Below are 18,540 nucleotides of genomic sequence, written 5' to 3' on the forward strand. Positions count from 1 at the left end.
TGGACGAGAGGACCGCGCGCTGATGAGGATCGGACCGCTTTCCGCTGACCAGCACAGGTTGCTGGGGCACCTGCTGGGAGAGTCCGACGACGGGCGGCCGTCCCGCATCCCCGCGTCGGAGGCGGACCGGGGCCACCTTCCGCTGTCCGCGGCCCAGCGACGGCTGTGGTTCCTTGACCAGGTCCAGCCGGGCTCGCCGCTGTACAACGTGGTCGGCGCCGCCCACCTGCACGGCAGCCTGGACCGTGCGGCCCTCCAGCGCTCGCTCGACGAGATCGTCCGCAGGCACGAGATCCTCCGGACCACGTTCCACCAGGACGAGGACGAGCCGTGGGCGCGGGTCCGGCCCGCCGGCCCGGTTCCGCTGCCCTACCACGACTTCTCGGCGCGGCCCGGACGTGACGCCGCCGTCGCCACGCGGACCGCGCGGGAGGCACGCCGTCCGTTCGACCTGACCACCGACCTCATGCTGCGGACCGTGCTGCTGAGGACCGGGCCCGACGACCACGTGCTCGTCGTGTGCCTGCACCACATCGCGGCCGACGGCTGGTCGCTCACACTGCTGGTGCGTGAGCTGGCCGTCCTCTACGGCGCTTTGCGCACCGGCCGGGCCGCGGCACTGCCGGAACCGGGGTTGCAGTACGCCGACTTCGCCGTCTGGGAGCACACCCGGCAGGTCGAGCCGCAGCTGCGGTACTGGGAGCAGCGGCTGCGCGGCCTGGCGCCGGTCGACCTGCCGACCGACGTGCCCCGCCACGCACTGGCGTCGTTCGCGGGCGAGTCCCTGCCCGTCACCGTGCCGGCGGACCTGGTGCGCAGGCTGCACGAGCTGGGCGCCGCCGAGCGGGCGACCCCCTACACCGTGCTGCTCGCCGGCTTCGTGACGCTGCTGGGCAGGTGGAGCGGCCAGGCGGACGTGGTGGTCGCGGCGTCGACGGCCAACCGCACCAGGGTCGAGACCGAGCAGATGATCGGCTGCTTCGTCAACACGCTGCCGCTGCGGGTCGACCTGTCCGGCAGGCCGGGCTTCCGGGAGCTGGTCCGCCAGGTCCGCGACGGCTGCCTCGCCGACTACGACAACCAGGACGCGCCCTTCGACCAGGTCGTGGAACGGCTGCGCCCGGAACGCGAGCGGACCGCGCACACCCCGCTGCTGCGGCACACGCTCGTGCTGGCCGACCCGAACCCCTCGGTGGACCTGCCGGACCTGCGCATGGAGGTCACGCCGGTGCGCACCGCGACGGCCAAGTTCGAGCTGCGGCTGGAACTCTGCCCCGACCGGACCGGCGCGCTGACCGGTGTCCTCGAGTACTCCTCCGAGGTGTACTCCGCCGACTCGGTTCGCCGCCTCGCCGACAGCTTCGTGACCGTGCTGGGCGCCGCGGTGCGCGAGCCGGACCGGCCGGTCACGCTGTCGAGCCTGATGGGACCCGCCGAGTACGACCGGGTGGTCCACGACCTCAGCGGGGCCGGGGTGCCCGCGCCGGCACCCACGTGCCTGCACGAGCTGTTCGAGCGCTGTGTGGACGAGGCACCGGACAGGGTCGCCGTCGTGGACGGCCCGGTCCGGCTCACCTACCGCCAGCTCGACGAACGCGCGAACCGGTTCGCGCACTTCCTGCGTGGCCGAGGGATCGGCCCCGAGCAGCGGGTCGCGGTCTGCCTGCCGCGCTCCGCCGAGCTGGTGGCGCTGCTGCTCGGCGTGCTCAAGGCGGGTGCGGCGTTCGTGCCGCTCGACCCGGACTACCCGCAGGCCCGGCTCGCGTTCATGGTCGGGGACAGCGACCCGACCGTCGTGCTGGCGGGCTCGGACCTGCCGCCGGACCAGACGGCACCCGTCGTGCTCCTCGACGACGTGACAGCCCAGCTGGCGACGCAGTCGAGTGACCGGCCGCCGGTCGCGACCCGGCCGGGCGACTGCGCCTACGTCGTGTACACGTCCGGCTCGACCGGGCTGCCCAAGGGGGTGAGCGTCGACCACCACGCGCTCACGAACCTGTTGCGCTGGCGCCAGGCGACCTTCCCGCTCGGCACGGACGACACCGCGTTGTTCAAGGGATCGATCGGCTTCGACGTCACCACGGGCGAGTGGGCGTGGCCGCTGACGTGCGGCGCCCGGGTCGTCGTGGCGCGGCCCGGGGTGGAACGCGACCCGGCGGGACTGGCCGCGCTCATCCGGGACGAGCACGTCACCACCTGCAACTTCGTGCCGTCCATGCTGCGGGTGTTCCTGGCCGACCCCGCGGCGGCGGGCTGCAGGCAGTCGCTTCGCCGAGTCCTGTCCGGGGGCGAGAGCCTCACCAGGGACCTGGCCGAACAGTGCCGGGCCGTGCTGCCGGGCACCCAGCTGCACAACCTGTACGGGCCGACCGAGGCGACCATCGACGTCACGACCTTCCCCGCCGATCCCGCCGGGCTCGCGGACCACACGCGTGTCGTGCCGCTCGGCAGGCCGGTGACGGGATCCCGGCTCTACGTCCTCGACCCGGAGCTGGCTCCCGTCCCCGTGGGGGTCGCCGGAGAGCTGTACGTCGGCGGTGTCGCCGTCGCCCTCGGCTACCACCGGCGCCCCGGCCTCACCGCGGCGCGGTTCGTCCCCGACCCGTTCACGCCGGGCAGGCGCCTCTACCGGACCGGCGACCGGGTGCGGTGGCTCGCCGACGGCGCGCTGGCCTTCCTCGGGCGGCTCGACGACCAGGTCAAGATCCGCGGCCAGCGGATCGAGCCCGCCGAGACCGAGGCGGTACTGGCACGTCATCCGGCCGTGCGGGGGGCCGTGGTGACCGTGGACCGGGACCAGGACGGCGACACACGCCTCACCGCCTACCTGCTCCCGCACGACCGGGTGGCGGCCTCGCTCGTCGAGGAGGTCCGGGCGCACGCCCGCGAGCACCTGCCCGAGCACATGGTCCCGGCGGCGTTCGTGCTCCTCGCGGAGTGGCCGGTCGGCCCGAACGGGAAGCTCGACCGGTCCGCGCTGCCCTCGGCGACCCCGGTCGGGGACCTCGCCCGCCCGGCCACCGCCCCCCGCACACCGACCGAGCGCCGCGTCATGGACATCTGGCTCGGGGTGCTCGACGTGGAGCAGGTCGGGGTCGAGGACAACTTCTTCGACGTCGGCGGGCACTCGCTGCTCGCGGCCAAGCTGGTCGCCAGGATCCAGGCCGCGTTCGGGGTGGTGCTGTCGCTGGAGGGGCTGTTCGGCGACCCGACCGTCGCGGGCGTGGCGGCGCAGCTCGACACGGTTCGCCGGGACGAACCGACGGCGGTGCCGATCACCAGGGCCGCGCGCCGCCGCCACGTACCGGGATGACACGCTCCCGACACGCCGCTCCCGACACGAACCGGATATGCCGATTTTTCGGTCCGAGGTGGACGATGGCTTCGCCCAGGTGACCCCTCCCGCACGGCCGTTTCCTTGCCGGGCAGGATGTCCCTCGACAGTCCGGCCCGACCGGTCAAGGTGGTTTAGTGGTCCGGTCATGGGTATGATGTGACATGCAGAGCCAATTCGTCACACCTCTTCACGTTCCTTCCCGGTCGGCGATGATGGGGACGGTATGAGTTTGCGGCTAGCGTTCGACTGGGAAGACCTTCAGCGCGTACGGCTCGCGTCCAGGCCGGACGTGATGTGGGAGCTGGTGCTCGGCCTCAACCGGTTGCGCGACCCGAGGATCGGCGTCCAGCTGTCCCGGTGGCAGCGACAGACCCGGGTACGGCTGCGCAGCGGGAAGTCCCACCAGCACTGGCAGAAGACCCTGTTCACGCTGGTGCCCTACCCCGGGCTGTTTCCCGACTTCCTCACCCCGGCACCCTCGTTCGCGGACATCGGCGCGGCGTGCGAGGCCATCGCGGGCACCGGACGCGGACGGCTGCGAACCGACCTCACCACCGCGTTCCCCGACGCCACCCGTCCCCCGGTCTGGCTGCGTGAGCTGGCCGAGGGCAACCGAGGCGAGATCAGCTCCGTTGTGGATTCCGTGCACGCCGCCTACGAACACCTGGTCGCGCCGCAGTGGGACGCGGTACGTGGGTCCGTCTCCGCCGACCGGACCGCGCGAACCCAGGTGCTGGGACACCACGGCGTCGAGGCCCTGCTCGCCGGGATTCCCGGCGTCGAGGGCTGGGACGGCCAGGTGCTCAACATTCGCTATCCGCGTACCCGCACTGTCCACCTGGCGGGACGGGGACTGACCCTTGTGCCGAGCTATTTCTGTGCATCCCCTGTGAGTCTCATCGATCCGGATCTCCCTCCGATCCTGGTCTACCCGACCGCGGCCCGCATCCAGGCCGAGGGCGCGCAGGTGCCGAGGCGACTGGTCGCCCTGCTCGGACAGACGCGGGCGGAATGCCTTGCGGCCCTTGTCACACCGTGCACGACGACCACTTTGGCCGAACGCCTCGGCATGTCCGTCGGCAACGCCAGCAAGCAGGCCGCGGTACTGCGGGAGGCGGGGCTCGCCACGGCCCGGCGGCAGGGCCGTTCCGTTCTACACCATCTCACCCACCTCGGCGAACAACTGCTCGTCGGCGCGGACGTCTTGCGTTGACGCACGTTTTCCGCCACGGGAAAAGGCGTTGCCCGCACCACCGGTCCCGATCACGCTGGGGTTGTGATCAAACGGTGTGGGTGACCATTTCGGAACGCCCCGACCTCCCCGTCGAGCGGGGACGGCCACATGCGACCACCACCAAGCCACGGAAGGGAGATGTGCTGGCGACATCATCGGACGGCACCCGCGGGACTCACCGGCGGACGTGCTCGACACGAAGGCTCACTAGCAGAAAAGCGTTGTCGCGCAACGGGAAACTCTAGTCAAGGGGGCCTGAGATGAATGCACAGAACCGCAGTCCCGGCGAGGGACGGCTCCGGTCGGACGGGTCGGCGGGCCGGGCCGGGGAACTCGCCCGGCTGGCCTCGGTCGTCGACGCCGCGACCACCAGCGTCCAGGTGGTCCAGGTCAGCGGAGACCCCTGGATCGGCAAGACCCGGCTGCTGACCGACCTGGCCGAGATGGCGAGGCACCGCGGCTGGACGGTCCTGGAAGGCTCGGCCGACGCCGGGTCCTGTTCGCCACCCGGCGGCATCCCCTACGGTGTCCTCGCCGACGCCTTCGACGGGCTCATGGCTACCGGTCCGGACCTGACCGGCGTGCCGGACGAGCACCGCCAGTGCCTCGCCGGGATCTTTCCCAGCCTCGCGGACCTGTGGCCGCAGAACGGGACCGCGCCCGACGGCGACGCGACCGACGCCATCCACGCCCTGCTGTGCGCCCTCGCCTCCCCCGAGGGCCTGCTGCTGGTGGTCGACGACCTGCAGTTCGTCGACGGCGGGTCGCTCGACCTGCTGTCGCGTCTGGTGCGCCAGCCCCCGGCCGGGCGGTTCGTCCTCGCGCTCGCCTACCGGCGCAGGCAGGTGGACATGCGGGTGCTGAGCGCGTTGGCGCAGCTGCGGGAGGGTTACCCGCACGTCGAGATCGAGCTGACCCCGCTCGCCGACGAGGACGCCGCCGCGCTGCTGCCTCCCGACCTCAGCGACCTGCGCAGGCAGTCGCTGCTGCGTCAGGGCGGCGGCAACCCCGGGGTCGTGCGGGCGATCGGGTCGGTCAGCATGCTGCCCGGCAGCCCGGAGGACTCGTTGCACCACCTCCCCCACGAGACGCTGACCGCGTGCTTCCGCGACTTCCGGACGCTGTCGCGGCTCGGCTGGCTCGCCGCGCGTGCCGCGGCGGTGCACGCCGAGCCCGCCGACGCCGACCTGATCAAGGCGATCGCCGAGCTCACCGAGACCGAGATCTGGCACGCCCTCGACGAGGTCACCGCCGTCGACGTCCTGCGGATCGACGAGGGCTCCCACACGTTCCGGTTCCGCGACCCGCTGCTGCGCACGGCCGCCTACCGGTCGGCGAGCACCGGGTGGCGCATCGGCGCACACCGGCGCGCGGCGGCGTGGTTGCGGTCCCGGTCCGCGCCGCCGGTCGAGGTGGCCCACCACCTGCTCGGCAGCGACGACATCCGCGACGCGCCCAGTGTCGAGGCGGTGCTGGACGCCGCCGAGTCGGTGCTGTGGGACCGGCCGACGCGGGCCGCGTCCTGGGTCCGGGCCACCATCGGCTCGGTGTCGCTGGACAGCGGGACCGTGGCGCGCCAGCACCTGTTGCTCGGCAAGAGCCTGACGCTCGCCGGTCCCGTCCAGGCCGCGGCGACCACGCTGGACCTGGTGGACGAGCGGCACCTTGACGACGCGAAGCACCGCGCCGACCTGGCGTGCTGGCGTGGCGCCGCGGCGCGGCTGCTCGGCAGGCACGACCACGCGGCGGCACTGCTCCGCCACGCCCTTCGGTCGATGCCCGCCGAGGACACCTACGCCAGGCTGCTGCTGCACGTCGAGCTGACCGCCATCGCACTGGAGCGCAACGCCGAGCTGGACCAGGCCGACCTCGCCGCGGTCCGCGAGGCCGCGCGGGCCGGGGGCACCGACACCGCGCTCCACGCCTACCTGGTCGCGCTGCTCAGCGTCGCGGACGCCGGGCAGGCGCGGACCACCGTCGACGTCCGCGCGGTCGGCAGGCTGGCCGACGAGCTCACCACCACCGAGGTCATCCGGCTGCCCCACACGCTGCTCTGGGTCGCCCGCGTCGAGGTCACGCACGGCCTGCTCGACGAGGCGCGGGCACACCTGCAGCACGGCCTGGAGATCGCGCGGGACCGGTTGCTCACCGGGCTCGTCCCGCCGATCGCGCTCGAGCTGGCCGCGCTGGCGGCCCGGCGCGGCGACACCGCCGCCGCCTCGGCGCACGCGAACGACGCCGTGCAGGCCGCACTGCTCATCGAGAGCTCCTTCCTGCTGGACGTCGCACGCAACCTCCAGGTCCAGCTGGCGACGGGCGGGTTACCCGAGGCCGAGGACCAGCCGTCGGTCCCGGAGAGCCGGAGCCCGGCCGACAGCGAGGCGGCGGCCGAGCCCCAGCTCGACCGGTTGAGCGAGCGCGAGCTGGAGATCGCGGTGCTGGTCAGCAAGGGCCGCACCAACCAGCAGATCGCCCGCGCGCTGACGCTCTCCCACAAGACGGTGGAGACATACCTGGCCAGGATCTTCAAGAAGCTGTGTGTCTGCTCCAGGACCCAGGTGGCGACCCTGATCGGCCAGCGGGCGATCCCCGCGGGCCGTCTTCGTTCAGCGCATGCCGGCCACGGCGTCCAGTAGCCGGTCGACCTCCGCCCGGACGTTGTAGTGCACGAGGCCGGCGCGCACGGCGCCCCCCGAGTCGCGGACGCCGAGCGCGCCGGTCACCTCCCAGGCGTAGGCGTGCCCGCTCCAGACGTTGACGTTGCCCTCGGCGAGCTTCCGTGCGACGTCGCGAGGCGCGATGCCGTCGACGGTGAAGAACGCGGTCGGCGTGCGCCTGCGCGGGGACCCGACGAGGCGGACGTGCGGGATCGAGGACAGCCCGCCGAGCAGGTGGGCGAACTCCGCGCGCTCGTAGGCCTCGACCGAGGACATGGAGGCCAGGATCCGGTCCCTGCGGCTGCCCCCGGCGGTCGGGTCGAGCCCGGCGAGGTGGTCGACCGCGGCGGTGACGCCTGCCAGGTCGGCGAAGGGCGGGGTGCCGTGCTCGAACCGGTCCGGCACCCGGTCGGGTGCTGGGGCGAGCTTGTCGGGCCGCAGCCGTGCGAGCAGTTCCGGGTCGGCGACCACGGCACCCACGTGCGGGCCACACCACTTGTAGGCGCTGGTGGCGAAGAAGTCGGCGCCGAGCGCCGTGACGTCGATCGGGAGGTGCGGGGTGGCGTGGACGCCGTCGACGTAGAGGAGGGCGCCGGCGCGGTGGACGGTGTCGGCGATGGCCGGCAGGTCGGGCATCGTGCCGAGCACGTTGCTGGCCGCGGAGACGGCGACGAGCTTCGTCCGCTCGTTGACGAGCGCGTCGAACCGCTCGGCGGGCAGCTCGCCGGAGGGCACGTCGACCTCGGCCCACCGGACGGTGGCACCGGCGTGCTCGGCGGCCTGGACCCACGGCCGCACGTTCGCGTCGTGGTCGAGCCGGCAGACGACCACCTCGTCGCCCGCCCGCCAGTCCGAGGCGAGCGTGGCGGCGATCCGGTAGGTCAGGGTGGTCATGTTGGGGCCGAACACGACGCCGTCGGCCTGTCCGCCGAGCAGGTCGGCCACGGCGAGCCTGGCGTCGGTCACGATCGACTCGATCCGGTGGCTGGCGGGGAAGACCCCGTTCACGTTCGCCATCCCGGCCCGGTAGGCACCCGCGACCGCGTCGATGACCGTCTGGGGCACCTGGGTACCGGCCGCCGCGTCGAGCTGCGACCAGTCGTCGTCCAGCGCGGGGAAACCGGCGCGGACCGCGGTCGGGTCGAACCCGGACCGCGTCGGAGTCCGGTCGTCGGTTGCGTTGGCCGTCATGCGGGGGCGTCCTCTCGGTTGTGGATGGTCACCGGTAGCGCTCGACCATGCGGTGGACGCAGTCGGCGCCGAAGCGCAGTGCGTCGACCGGGACGCGTTCGTCGGCGGCGTGCATCGTGTCCTGGTAGCGCGCGCCGGGTGGGACCCGCAGCGGGAGCCAGCCGTAGCAGGCGATGCCCAGTGAGGCGAACAGGCGGGCGTCCGTGGACGCGGTCATCAGCATCGGCAGCGGCAGGCCCGCCGGGTCGGCCTCCCGCAGCACGTCGGTCAGCAGCTCGTAGAACGACCCGAGCTGGGGTGCGGGCATCCGCTCGCCCTCGACCAGTACCTCGAACTCGTGGTCGCCGATCAGGCCGCGCAGCTCGTCCTGGTAGTCCGCGACCGTCCAGTCGCCGGGCAGGATCCGTCCGTCGAGGTCGACCGTGATCGTGCTCGGCAGCACGTTGATCTTGTCGCTGGTGCGCACGATCGTCGCGTTGACGGTGTTGCGCAGGATGGAGTCGAGGAACACCGCGTCCGGTTCGGACAGCAGGTCGAACGGGACCGTCGCGGCCGGGTCCTCGCGCAGCGCCCGGAACCGCCCGGCCAGCGGCTCGTCGGAGTTCGCGGCCAGTTCGGCCAGCAACAGGTCGACTGCCGGGGTGATGTGCGCGGGCATCCTGCGGTCGTGCACAGCCGTCAGCAGCGTGGCCAGCCGGCCCATCGCCGTGCCGGAACGGCCCTGCCGGGAGGCGTGGCCACCGGGGCCACGCAGCGTGACCCGCTGCCAGCACGCCCTTTTCTCCGCCACGACGATCGGGTAGGTGCGGCGGTCGCCGCACGTGAACACCGCGCCGCCGTCCTCGCCGATGGCGTGCCGGACGCCGGCGAACAGCTCGGCGCGCTCGGCCACCAGGTGCGCGGCACCGACCGCGCTGCCCGCCTCCTCGTCCGGCGACACCGCGAGCACCACGTCTCCCGGTGGCTCGATGCCCTCGGTGCGGAACCGCAGGATGGCGCTGAGCATCATCGCCAGGCCACCCTTCATGTCGATCGCGCCTCGACCCCACACGTGGCCGTCACGCAGCTCGCCGTCGAACGGCGGGTGCGACCAGTCCTGGCCCTCGACCGGCACCACGTCGACGTGCGCGTGCATCAGCAGTGGTGGCGCCGCGCCCCGGCCACGCAGCCTGGCCACCAGGTTCGGCCGTTCCGGGTCGACGCCGGTCAGCACGCACTCGACGCCTGCGCTCCGCAGGATGTCCTCCACATACCGCACGCACGGTCCCTCGCCGCCCGGCGGGTTGACGCTGGCGAACCGGATCATGTCCTGCAGCATCGGGACCGGGTCGGTGGTCGTGATCTCGCTCGTCAGTGGTTCCGCTGTCATGGTTTCCTCGCTGTCGTGGGCAGGATCCGTGTCCCGCCGGTGCCGGCCAGTGCCCGCGCGGCGCTGTCCCGGTCGCGGCCGTCGGCCACGACCACGTCCCCGACCCCGCCCGCGAGCGCGGCCTGGGCGGCGGCGAGCTTGACGGCCATGCCGCCCGCGATGGCGGGGTCACGGCCATCCGGCGGGGGGCGGTAGGTGGCGAGCACGGTGCCCGCGTCGTGCCGGTCGGCCAGGACCCCGGGCGCGGCGGTGAGCAGCACGAGCCTGGTGGCGCCCAGTGCGACCGCGACGGCCGCGGCGATGCGGTCGGCGTCCACGTTGACCACGGTGCCGTCGGAGGCGAGCGCGGGCGGCGAGACCACGGGCACCAGTCCCTCGTCGAGCAGGACCCGCAGGATCCCGGGGCGGACCGAGGCGATCCGGCCGCTGCGGTCGTCGCGGACGACGACGGTTCGGCCGCCGACCACGGCACGCTGCGCGCCGTTGCGCCTCGCCTGGAGCAGTCCGCCGTCCAGCCCGGTGATCCCGGCGCACGGGACCCCCTCGCGGATCAACGCGGTGACCAGCGCAGGCTTCACCCGGCCCGACCACGCCAGGGTCAGTGCCTCCATGGCACCGTCGTCGGTGTGGCGGCTGGTCGAGCCGTCCGGCGCCACCATCCGCCGCAGCGGTATGTCGAGCCGGGCTGCGAGTGCCGCGGCCTCCGCCGAACCGCCGTGGACGAGGACGACCCGGCAGCCGCCCGCCACCGCCCGTGCCACGGCGGCACAGACAACGGCCGGGTCGACGCCTGCCGTGCCGCCGCTCTTGACCACGATCAGGCTCGTGCCGTCGGTCGTCACCTCGGTGGCTCTACTCGCCCCAGTCCTCGTCGGCTTCCGGCGCGACCGCGAGGACGACGGGTTCCAGCCCCACCACCTCCAGCTCGCACCGGCAGTCCGGGCACTCGACGATCTCGTTCTGCCTGGTCTCGGTGTCGATCTTGACATCGCCCTCGCACTCGGGGCATGCGGCCAGCGAACTCGTAGCAGGGGGCATGGTGGGTCTCCTCGGCTGACAGAGGCGCGAAGGCGTCCAGAGTGCAGAGTTCCCCAGCCGCGTAACCGTTTGCAGTCAGGAGAATCCCTACCGGGCACGCAGGAGGGCTCCCGACTCCCTGACACCCCTCGTGCGCCGAATACTTCCCACCATGGCGACCAACACCGGTGCGCGGGCGACCACGTGGCAGCTGACCGAAGTCGAGCCGTCCGAGCACGCGCTGCTCGAGGAGCTGGCGGTGCTCACCAGGCGCGCGTTCGCCGTCGGCGACATGCTGCCGGGCCTGCCGGACGCGGACGGCGCACACGACACCGCCGCGTCGATCAGGGCGGACCTGGATGCCGGGATACGGCTGTGGATGGCGCATGCCGGGGACGGCCGGCCGGTCGGCTGCGTGCGTGCGATCCCCCGACCCGACAGGGTCTGGCAGATCCGCAGGCTGGCGGTCGCACTCACCGACCAGGGTGCGGGGCTGGGGCGGCTGCTGGTGCGCGGGCTCGAGCGGGCCGCACTGGCCGAAGGTGTGCGCAGGCTCGTCGTGTGGGCGTTGGTGGAGCGGGGAATCGCGCCGCTCTACAGCAAGCTCGGCTACCGCACGACCGGCCACCTCGGCACGCCGGACAAGCCGTTGTCGGAGGCGGTGATGGAGCTGGACCTCGGTCGCCCGTCCCCGCCGCTGGCCTACCCGTGGGGCACCCAGCCGCGGTGCCCGTACCACGGGGGGCTCATGGTCACCTGGTTCGGTTCGGCGAGCCGGACCGTCGCGGTGACCGATCGGCTCACCGCGAACCCGCGCCCGGTCGTGGCCCGGCAGCAGGAGCGGGTGACCCGCCTGCTCGGTACGGCGAGGTTCCTGGGCGGTGACGGCTGGGCGGACTGCCCGCCGAGGTCCTCGGCAGCCGTGTGCGACACGCTCGCCGCGCGGGCGGACACAGTGGACGGACGGGTGCTGGTGTTCGAGCGGCCCTACCGCGAGGTGGTCGAGTACACCATGCCCAGGACAGTGGCCCCGGAGCTGCTCGCACTGTGGCGGGTACCGGGCGACCCCGTGCACTGAAGGACGCCTTCCTTACGCTGGGCGTTACGAAGGCGTCCATCAGTGCACTGGGCGATACGAAGGACGCCATCAGTGCGCTGGGCGTTACGAAGGCGTCCTTCAGTGCGCGGGGCGTCACGAAGGCGTCCTTCAGTGCGTTTCGGTGCCGGCCTGGCGCTTGGCCCGAGCCCGGTCGTGTGCCTGCTGCACCCAGTCCGCTACGGGGCCGAGCTTGGCGCGGGCCCGGGCCGGGAAGGCCCTGACGTAGACGTCCAGCACGACACGCCAGACGGCCAGCGCCCGGATCGTGCCGACTGCGCTCGCCAGGGCGCGGAAGGCGACGGGGCCGGGGAGCTGGGGGCTGATGTCCTTCGCGAGCGACACGTACCTCTCGGCGTTGCGGGGCTTTCCTTCCCGGACACAGTCCAGCGCCAGCTCCCAGACGAGGAAGGTCACGGCGAAGTCCTTGATGGCGCCGGACATCTGCCCGTGCGCGTGCACCAGCTCGATCAGCTTCACCAGTGAGCGGTAGTAGACCTCCTGGTCGTAGCGCAGCTTGCTGGTCCACCGCTCGCCGGGATGGTCCCGGTAGATCACACCGACCATCGGCACGTGCCGAACCCGCGCCCCGCACAGGATCTGCCTGCACACCAGCTCGTAGTCGTCGAGCACCACCAGCGTCTCGTCGAAGGCGCCGTTCTCGTGCAGCACCCTGCTGCGGTAGAGCGGTTGCGACGTCTCCAGCGCGGGCATTCCGGTGCCGGGGAACTGTTTCTCGTACGCGTACTCGATCATGCCGTCCACCGTCCGCTGGAACTCCGCCGACGTGAACTCCGACTCGTCGACGAAGTCGTAGGACTCCGGCAGGTGGATGGCGGTGAACACGATGTCGGTGTCCGGGTGCTCGCGGAAGCAGTCCATCGACCGCTCGATCTTCTCCGCGGTGAGAACATTGTCGGCGTCGAGGTACTGCACGAACTCACCGCTCGCCGACTCGAGCGCCACGTTCCGCGCCGCGCCGGGACCCGAGTTCGCGATGCCGATGACCTTCACGGCGTCCCCGAACTCCGCCTCGATCACCGCGCGGCTGTCGTCGGTGGACCCGTCGTCCACCACGATCACCTCGATGTTCGGGTAGGTCTGGCGCAGTATGCTGTGGATGGCGTGCTCCACCCACGGAATGCCGTTGTAACAGGGAATGATGACGCTGACCAACGGCGAGGTGTCCATGGTGGACGGACGTCCGGTCACTGTCTCCTCCTCGGCTCCCGCGTGCCAGCCAATCTGACACGCGGAGGCGCCCGGCGTGCTGTCGGGAGTTCCCCCGGCTGCCCGCGCCGCCCCGCCACGCCGAGACTGGACCGATGACACCGACCTGGAAGCGGTCCGGGTGAGGCCGCGCGCGGTCGACGAGCACGACTTCCGCCTGCTCTGGGCCGGAGACGTCGTCTCCCACGTCGGTACGCAGATCACCCTGTTCGCACTGCCGGTCCTCGCGGTGGCCACCCTCGAGGTCACCGGCAGCCAGATCGGGCTCCTGCAGGCGCTCTACACGCTCCCGTTCCTGCTGGTGCCGATCCCGGCGGGTGTCTGGATCGAACGGCGGCCGCTGCTCACCGTGCTGATCGCGGGCCAGCTCGTGTGCGCCGCCCTGGTGCTGTCCGTCCCGGTGGCGGACGTGCTGGACCGGCTGGGGCTCGTGCAGCTCTACACGGTCGCCGTGCTCGGCGGCGCGGCCATCATCGTCTGCGACATCGCCAAGGTGTCGCTCATCCCCCGGCTCGTCCACGCCGACCGGCTCGCCGCCGCGAACAGCAGGATCGCCATCGGCCTCGCGGTCGGCCTGACCGCGGGTCCCGTGCTCGCCAGCGCGCTCACCGCCCTCGGCGGGCCGTCGCTCGCGCTGACCGTCGACGGCGTGACCTACCTCGTCGGCATCGCACTGCTGGCGCGCCTGCACCACCGGGACCGGCCGACCGCCGAACCGGACGCCGGACGCAGGCAGGTCCTCGCGGAGGTGCGTGCGGGCCTGCGGACGGTGTTCGGCTCGCCGTCGATCCGCAACATCGCGGTCCACACGGCGTTGTTCAACGGCGGCGTGCAGGTGCTGAGCGTCGCGATCGTCGTGTACTTCGTCCGCGACCTCGGCTACGGCAGCGCCGCGTTCGGTGTCGCGATGCTGTGCGGTGGCGCGGGGGCGGTGCTCGGTGCCGTGGTCGCGCCCGCGCTCATCCGTCGGCTCGGACACGGCACCACGCTGCTGGCCACGATCGGGGTCACGGTGAACGCGTTCTGGGTGCTGCCGTCGGCGCACGGGTCCGCGGCGACAGTGGTGGTCCTGTGCGGGCTCGCCATGGTGGTCGGTCTCGCGGGCGGCGGTGTCGCGGGCGTGACGAGCGTGACCGTGCGGCAGCTCCTCACGCCGAAAGCGTTGCACGCCAGGATGAACGCGAGCTACCAGCTCGTGAATCTCAGCACCACGCCGATCGCCGCCATCGTCAGCGGTTACCTCGTCGACGGGGTCGGGGCGCGGGACACGCTGTGGATCGCGGCGGGTGTGCTGGCGATCTCGGTGGTGCCGCTGACACATCGCGCGGTGCGGTCACTCGGCACCGTGGTCGAACCCGTCCCGGCCCGTCAGGGCTGAGCCGACACGATCGCCATCGCCTCGCGGACGACCGCCTCCGTCGTGATCCCGGCGGCGGTGAGCAGGTCCAGCTCGCCACCCACCCGGTCACTGAACCGGTCCGGCACGCCGATGCGCCGCACCGGACACGGGTCCGCCGCGACGGCCTCGCACACGGCCCCACCGAGCCCGCCGACCACGAGGTGGTCCTCGACGGTCACGATGCCCCGCGTCCGGGCCGCCGCCTCCCGCAACGCCGCGACGTCCAGGGGCTTGACGGTGTGCATGTTCAGGACGCGGGCGTGCACGCCCGCGTCGGCGAGCAGCTCCGCGGCCCGCACCGCCATGCCCACGGGATACGGGCCGGTGGCCACCAGGGTGACGTCGTCGCCGTCGGCGAGCCGCACCGCGCGGCCCACCTCGAACTCGTACGGGCCCCGGTAGACGAGCGGGGTGGCGGCACGGCCGAGCCGGATGACCACCGGCCCCGGCAGCCGGTGGGTGGCCAGCAGCGCCCGCTCGGCCTCCGCGGCGTCCGCGGGCACCACGACGGTCAGGTTCGGCATCAGCCGCAGGATCGCCAGGTCCTCCACGGCGTGGTGGGTCGGACCGTAGTGTCCGGCGGACAGTCCGCCGTGGGTGACGACGATCCGCACCGGCAGGTCGTTGCCCGCGACGTCGATCTTGATCTGCTCGCACGCCCTCGCCGCGGCGAAGCTGCTCAGCGTGTGCGCGTACGGGATCAGCCCCGCCGCGGCCATCCCGGCCGCCGTGCCGATCAGGTTCGCCTCCGCGATACCCACGTTGACGTACTGGTCGGGCAGGTCGCCGAAGAGGTCCTCGAGGCCGCCGACGTCGGAGTCGACGCACATGATCCTCGGGTCCTCCCGAGCCAGCTCGAGCAGCGCCTGGCGGCAGACGTCCCGGCTCGGCGTGGCGTAGCGCCGGGCCCACTCGGTCGTGTCCTCGATCGTGTCCGTCACGACTGGCGCTCCCTGCGGTTGCGCATCCCCACGCTGGCGCGGTGGTACATCTGCGGCGTCAGCTTCACGTAGTGGCACTTCTTGCGGCCCTCGAGCATGGGCACGCCCCGTCCCTTCACCGTGGCGGCCAGCACGACCGTCGGCCTGCCCTCCGGGTCCGGCAGGCTCGCGAACGTCGTGACCAGCGCCTCGACGTCGTGCCCGTCGACCTCGACGACCGCCCAGCCGAAGCTGCGCCAGCGGTCGGCGAGCGGCTCCAGCGAGACGGTCTCCTCGGTCCGGCCCGTGATCTGCCACCCGTTGCGGTCCACCACGGCGACCAGGTTGTCGAGCCGCTGGTGCGGCGCGGCCATCGCGGCCTCCCACACCGAGCCCTCCTGCAGCTCCCCGTCGCCGAGGACCGCGAACACGCGGGCCGGCCTGCGCAGCCTGCGTGCGGCGATGGCGGCGCCGGTGGCGAGGGACAGGCCGTGGCCGAGCGAGCCGGTCGGGAACTCGACGCCGTCGAGGCGCCGCAGCGGATGGCCCGCGAGGCGGCTGCCGGGTTGTGCGTAGGTCCGGTACTCGTCCGCCGGGATGAAGCCGAACTCGCCGAGGACCGCGTACAGCGCGGCGGCCGCGTGGCCCTTGCTCAGGACGAGCCAGTCGCGGTCCGGCCAGTCCGGCTCCTCGGGTCGCACCCGCAGGACCGCCCCGTACAGGACGGTGAGCAGGTCCGTGGCGGACAGGCTGCCGCCGAGGTGGGTGCCCTCCGAGGACGCGCCCATCTCCAGCACCCGGCCCCGGACGCGGTGGGCGCGTTCGGTGAGGTCGGCGACCAGCGAGGTCATGGCCGTCTTCGCGCCGGTCATCCTGGCACCTCCGCGCTCGTCCAGTCCGGCCCGTGCCACGCGGGGGTGTAGACCATCGACCGCGCGGCGGTGGCGACCGCGTCGCGGTGCTCCCAGACCTTCTCGAACGCCCCGGCCCAGTCCCGCAGCACCGGACCGGCGTTCGGGTTGAGGTGCAGGCGTTGCAGCGTCAGGGAGTCCTCCAGGACCGCCACCGTGTGCGGGTAGTCCGCCGCCTCCTCCTGGCGCCGGTCGTCGGCCAGCAGCCACGGGTAGCCGCCGAAGCCCTCGCGGGTGCGCAGTGCGCGCTGCATCGGCAAGGGCGCCAGCTGGTAGGGCGACACCGGGACGCCCTCCGCGCGCAGGGCGCGTTGCAGCACCGCACGGACCGCGCCGGGGTGCGCGCCGTCGATGCCCATCGCCGCAGGGTCGAACCGGAACCGCAGGATGTGCCACGCGTGGGTGCGGTCCGGCGGACACGCGGGCGTCCGCAGGCCCGGCAGCGCGTCGAGCCTGGTGAGCATGGCGCGCACGTTGCGGTCGCGTGCCGCGTGGTACTCGTCGAGCCGTGCGAGCTGGCAGCGGGTGAACGCCGCCTGCATCGCCGACAGCTTCGCGTTGCCCGCGAGCTCGCGGGAGATGTAGTCGCGCTCCCGCCTGCCCTCCAGGTCCTCGCCGAACTGGCGCAGGCGCAGGATCCGCCGGTGGGTCTGCTCGTCGTCGGTGTTGAGCAGCCCGCCCTCACCGCACGTCGGGAGGTTCTTGACCACGTTGAGGCTGAACGCGGCGATGTCGCCCAGCGAGCCGGTGCGCCTGCCGCGGTAGTGCGCGGCGTGTGCCTGGGCGGCGTCCTCGATCAGCAGCAGGCCGTGGTCGTCGGCGACGGCACGCAGGCCCGCCATGTCACACGGGAGCCCGTGCAGGTGGACGGCGATGATCGCCCGCGTGCGGGGACCGACGGCGGCCCTGGCCGCGGCGGGGTCCATCGTGAAGGTGTCCGGGTCGATGTCCACGAACCGGGGCACGACGAGCCGGTGCACGGGGGCGACGGCCGTGGCGATGAAGGACAGCGCGGGCACCAGGACCTCCGACCCCGGCTCGACACCGGCGGCGGCCAGCGCGATCTCGAGTGCGGCCGTCCCGTTGGCGATGCCCGCGGCGTGGGCGGTGCCGACGTAGGCGGCCCACTCACGCTCCAGCAGCTGCACCTCGCCGTTACCCGTGCTGTTCGACGTGTAGCGCCCGCTGTCGAGGACACCGAGCACGGCCTTGCGTTCGGCGTCGGTGATCACCGGCCAGCCGACGAGGTCCCGGCTCGCCCGCCGCGGCGGTATGGCACGGGTGCCGCCGAACAACGCGAGCTTGTCCGCCGTCATGTGTCCTCCTCCCGTAACCGGGTGAGGACGAAGTCGACGTACCTGGCGACGAGGTCCACCGGCAGCACCTCGATCGCCCCGTGGAACTCCGGCGTGTGGTTGATCTCGTTGACGTAGCGGGTGCCGTCGCGGTGTTCGAGGACGTCGATGCCCAGCACCCCGTCACCGGCGACGGCCGAGGCGCGGGTGAGCAGGTCGACCAGCTCGTCGTCGAGCGGGCACACCTGCGGGGCACCGCCGCGCTTGGTGTTGGTGCGCCACTCGGTGGAGACCTTGTAGATGGCGCCGACGACCTCGCCGCCGAACACGTACGCCTTGATGTCCCGGTCGGGCTTGTCGACGTACTCCTGGACGTAGGTGATCCGGTTGGTCGGGTTGCTCAGCGCGGCACGGTGTTCCAGCACCGTCTCGGCCGTGTCGTGGCCGTCGAGGCGGGCGGCGAGCCTGCCCCACGAGCCGATCACTGGCTTCACCACCGCCGGGTAGCCGAACTCGTCGAGCGCGTCCAGCGCCCCCTCGGGGCTGAGCGTGGCCATCCACCTCGGCACCGGCAGGCCCGCCGCCTCCAGCGCGAGCGTGGTGAGCAGCTTGTCCCCGCACAGCGACACCGTGCGTGCGTCGTTCACCACGCGTACTCCGCCGCGCTCCAGCAGGTGCGTCGCGTAGGTGTTGCGGGTGTGGGAGATCTCGCGGCTGATCGCGCCGCCGTAGGGGAGCTTCGTGCCGCCCCGGAAGACCGTCCGGCGCGTGTCCAGCACCTCGTAGGGCACGTGCCTGCGTTCCAGCTCCTTGCACAGGAGCTTCTCCTCGAGCCGGACGATCGAGGTGAGCACGGCCAGTGGCCGGTCGTCCCGAATGGACAT

14 protein-coding genes are annotated in these 18,540 nt (G+C 72.6%); 5 read left to right on the forward strand and 9 right to left on the reverse strand.

What is annotated here, in order from left to right:
* Positions 1 to 22: 22 nt before the first annotated feature.
* The 3 genes from CLV71_RS34495 to CLV71_RS34505 all read left to right on the forward strand — a co-directional run bounded on the left by CLV71_RS34495 (position 23) and on the right by CLV71_RS34505 (position 7,207).
* Positions 23 to 3,313: a non-ribosomal peptide synthetase gene (locus CLV71_RS34495; protein ID WP_133907089.1), complete on the forward strand. Its 3,291-nt coding sequence runs from the start codon at positions 23 to 25 to the stop codon at positions 3,311 to 3,313.
* A gap of 247 nt (positions 3,314 to 3,560) precedes the next feature.
* Positions 3,561 to 4,550, forward strand: coding sequence for an ArsR/SmtB family transcription factor (locus CLV71_RS34500; RefSeq protein WP_133907090.1), 990 nt, complete (start codon positions 3,561 to 3,563; stop codon positions 4,548 to 4,550).
* Between the two features lie 281 nt (positions 4,551 to 4,831).
* Complete coding sequence (locus CLV71_RS34505) at positions 4,832 to 7,207, forward strand: helix-turn-helix transcriptional regulator (protein ID WP_133907091.1); 2,376 nt, start codon at positions 4,832 to 4,834, stop codon at positions 7,205 to 7,207.
* Here the strand turns inward: CLV71_RS34505 and CLV71_RS34510 are convergent.
* From CLV71_RS34510 to CLV71_RS34525, 4 genes are read right to left on the reverse strand one after another with little or no spacing between them, the layout of a single operon-like run.
* Entirely contained in the window at positions 7,178 to 8,419 is a 1,242-nt protein-coding gene (locus CLV71_RS34510; RefSeq protein WP_133907092.1) for a cysteine desulfurase-like protein, read from the reverse strand. The two genes, CLV71_RS34505 and CLV71_RS34510, sit on opposite strands and share 30 nt — an antisense overlap.
* Positions 8,420 to 8,447: 28 nt before the next feature.
* Positions 8,448 to 9,788, reverse strand: a complete 1,341-nt coding sequence (locus tag CLV71_RS34515; RefSeq protein WP_133907093.1) for a M20/M25/M40 family metallo-hydrolase — start codon at positions 9,786 to 9,788, stop codon at positions 8,448 to 8,450.
* Positions 9,785 to 10,630, reverse strand: a complete 846-nt coding sequence (locus CLV71_RS34520) for an amino acid kinase family protein (protein ID WP_133907094.1) — start codon at positions 10,628 to 10,630, stop codon at positions 9,785 to 9,787. Before CLV71_RS34520 ends, CLV71_RS34515 begins: the two co-directional genes overlap by 4 nt.
* Before the next feature lie 10 nt (positions 10,631 to 10,640).
* Positions 10,641 to 10,826 carry a lysine biosynthesis protein LysW gene (locus CLV71_RS34525; protein ID WP_243866982.1) on the reverse strand — a complete coding sequence of 62 codons (186 nt, stop codon included), beginning with the start codon at positions 10,824 to 10,826 and terminating at the stop codon, positions 10,641 to 10,643.
* Positions 10,827 to 10,977: 151 nt separating this feature from the next.
* Here CLV71_RS34525 and CLV71_RS34530 point away from each other — a divergent pair, with 151 nt between their 5' ends.
* The gene (locus CLV71_RS34530; RefSeq protein ID WP_133907095.1) at positions 10,978 to 11,883 is read left to right on the forward strand and encodes a GNAT family N-acetyltransferase; all 906 of its coding nucleotides are present in this window, start codon (positions 10,978 to 10,980) and stop codon (positions 11,881 to 11,883) included.
* A gap of 129 nt (positions 11,884 to 12,012) precedes the next feature.
* On the opposite strand, the gene CLV71_RS34535 is transcribed toward CLV71_RS34530, so the two are convergent.
* The gene (locus CLV71_RS34535) at positions 12,013 to 13,113 is read right to left on the reverse strand and encodes a glycosyltransferase family 2 protein (RefSeq protein WP_133907096.1); all 1,101 of its coding nucleotides are present in this window, start codon (positions 13,111 to 13,113) and stop codon (positions 12,013 to 12,015) included.
* Between the two features lie 139 nt (positions 13,114 to 13,252).
* Here CLV71_RS34535 and CLV71_RS34540 point away from each other — a divergent pair, with 139 nt between their 5' ends.
* Entirely contained in the window at positions 13,253 to 14,509 is a 1,257-nt protein-coding gene (locus CLV71_RS34540; protein ID WP_166664385.1) for an MFS transporter, read from the forward strand.
* Here the strand turns inward: CLV71_RS34540 and CLV71_RS34545 are convergent.
* Genes CLV71_RS34545 through CLV71_RS34560 form a run of 4 tightly spaced genes read right to left on the reverse strand, consistent with a single transcriptional unit; the run spans position 14,500 to position 18,540 of the window.
* Positions 14,500 to 15,471: a transketolase family protein gene (locus CLV71_RS34545; protein ID WP_243866984.1), complete on the reverse strand. Its 972-nt coding sequence runs from the start codon at positions 15,469 to 15,471 to the stop codon at positions 14,500 to 14,502. The genes CLV71_RS34540 and CLV71_RS34545 overlap by 10 nt on opposite strands.
* Positions 15,468 to 16,322: a transketolase gene (locus CLV71_RS34550; protein WP_243866986.1), complete on the reverse strand. Its 855-nt coding sequence runs from the start codon at positions 16,320 to 16,322 to the stop codon at positions 15,468 to 15,470. Before CLV71_RS34550 ends, CLV71_RS34545 begins: the two co-directional genes overlap by 4 nt.
* On the reverse strand, positions 16,319 to 17,677 hold the full coding sequence (locus CLV71_RS34555; protein ID WP_133907098.1) for a DegT/DnrJ/EryC1/StrS family aminotransferase: 1,359 nt from the start codon (positions 17,675 to 17,677) through the stop codon (positions 16,319 to 16,321). The genes CLV71_RS34550 and CLV71_RS34555 overlap by 4 nt, the downstream gene beginning before the upstream one ends.
* The gene (locus tag CLV71_RS34560; protein ID WP_133907099.1) at positions 17,674 to 18,540 is read right to left on the reverse strand and encodes a RimK family alpha-L-glutamate ligase; all 867 of its coding nucleotides are present in this window, start codon (positions 18,538 to 18,540) and stop codon (positions 17,674 to 17,676) included. Before CLV71_RS34560 ends, CLV71_RS34555 begins: the two co-directional genes overlap by 4 nt.

The sequence above is a fragment of the Actinophytocola oryzae genome (assembly GCF_004364325.1).
Taxonomy (GTDB): domain Bacteria; phylum Actinomycetota; class Actinomycetes; order Mycobacteriales; family Pseudonocardiaceae; genus Actinophytocola; species Actinophytocola oryzae.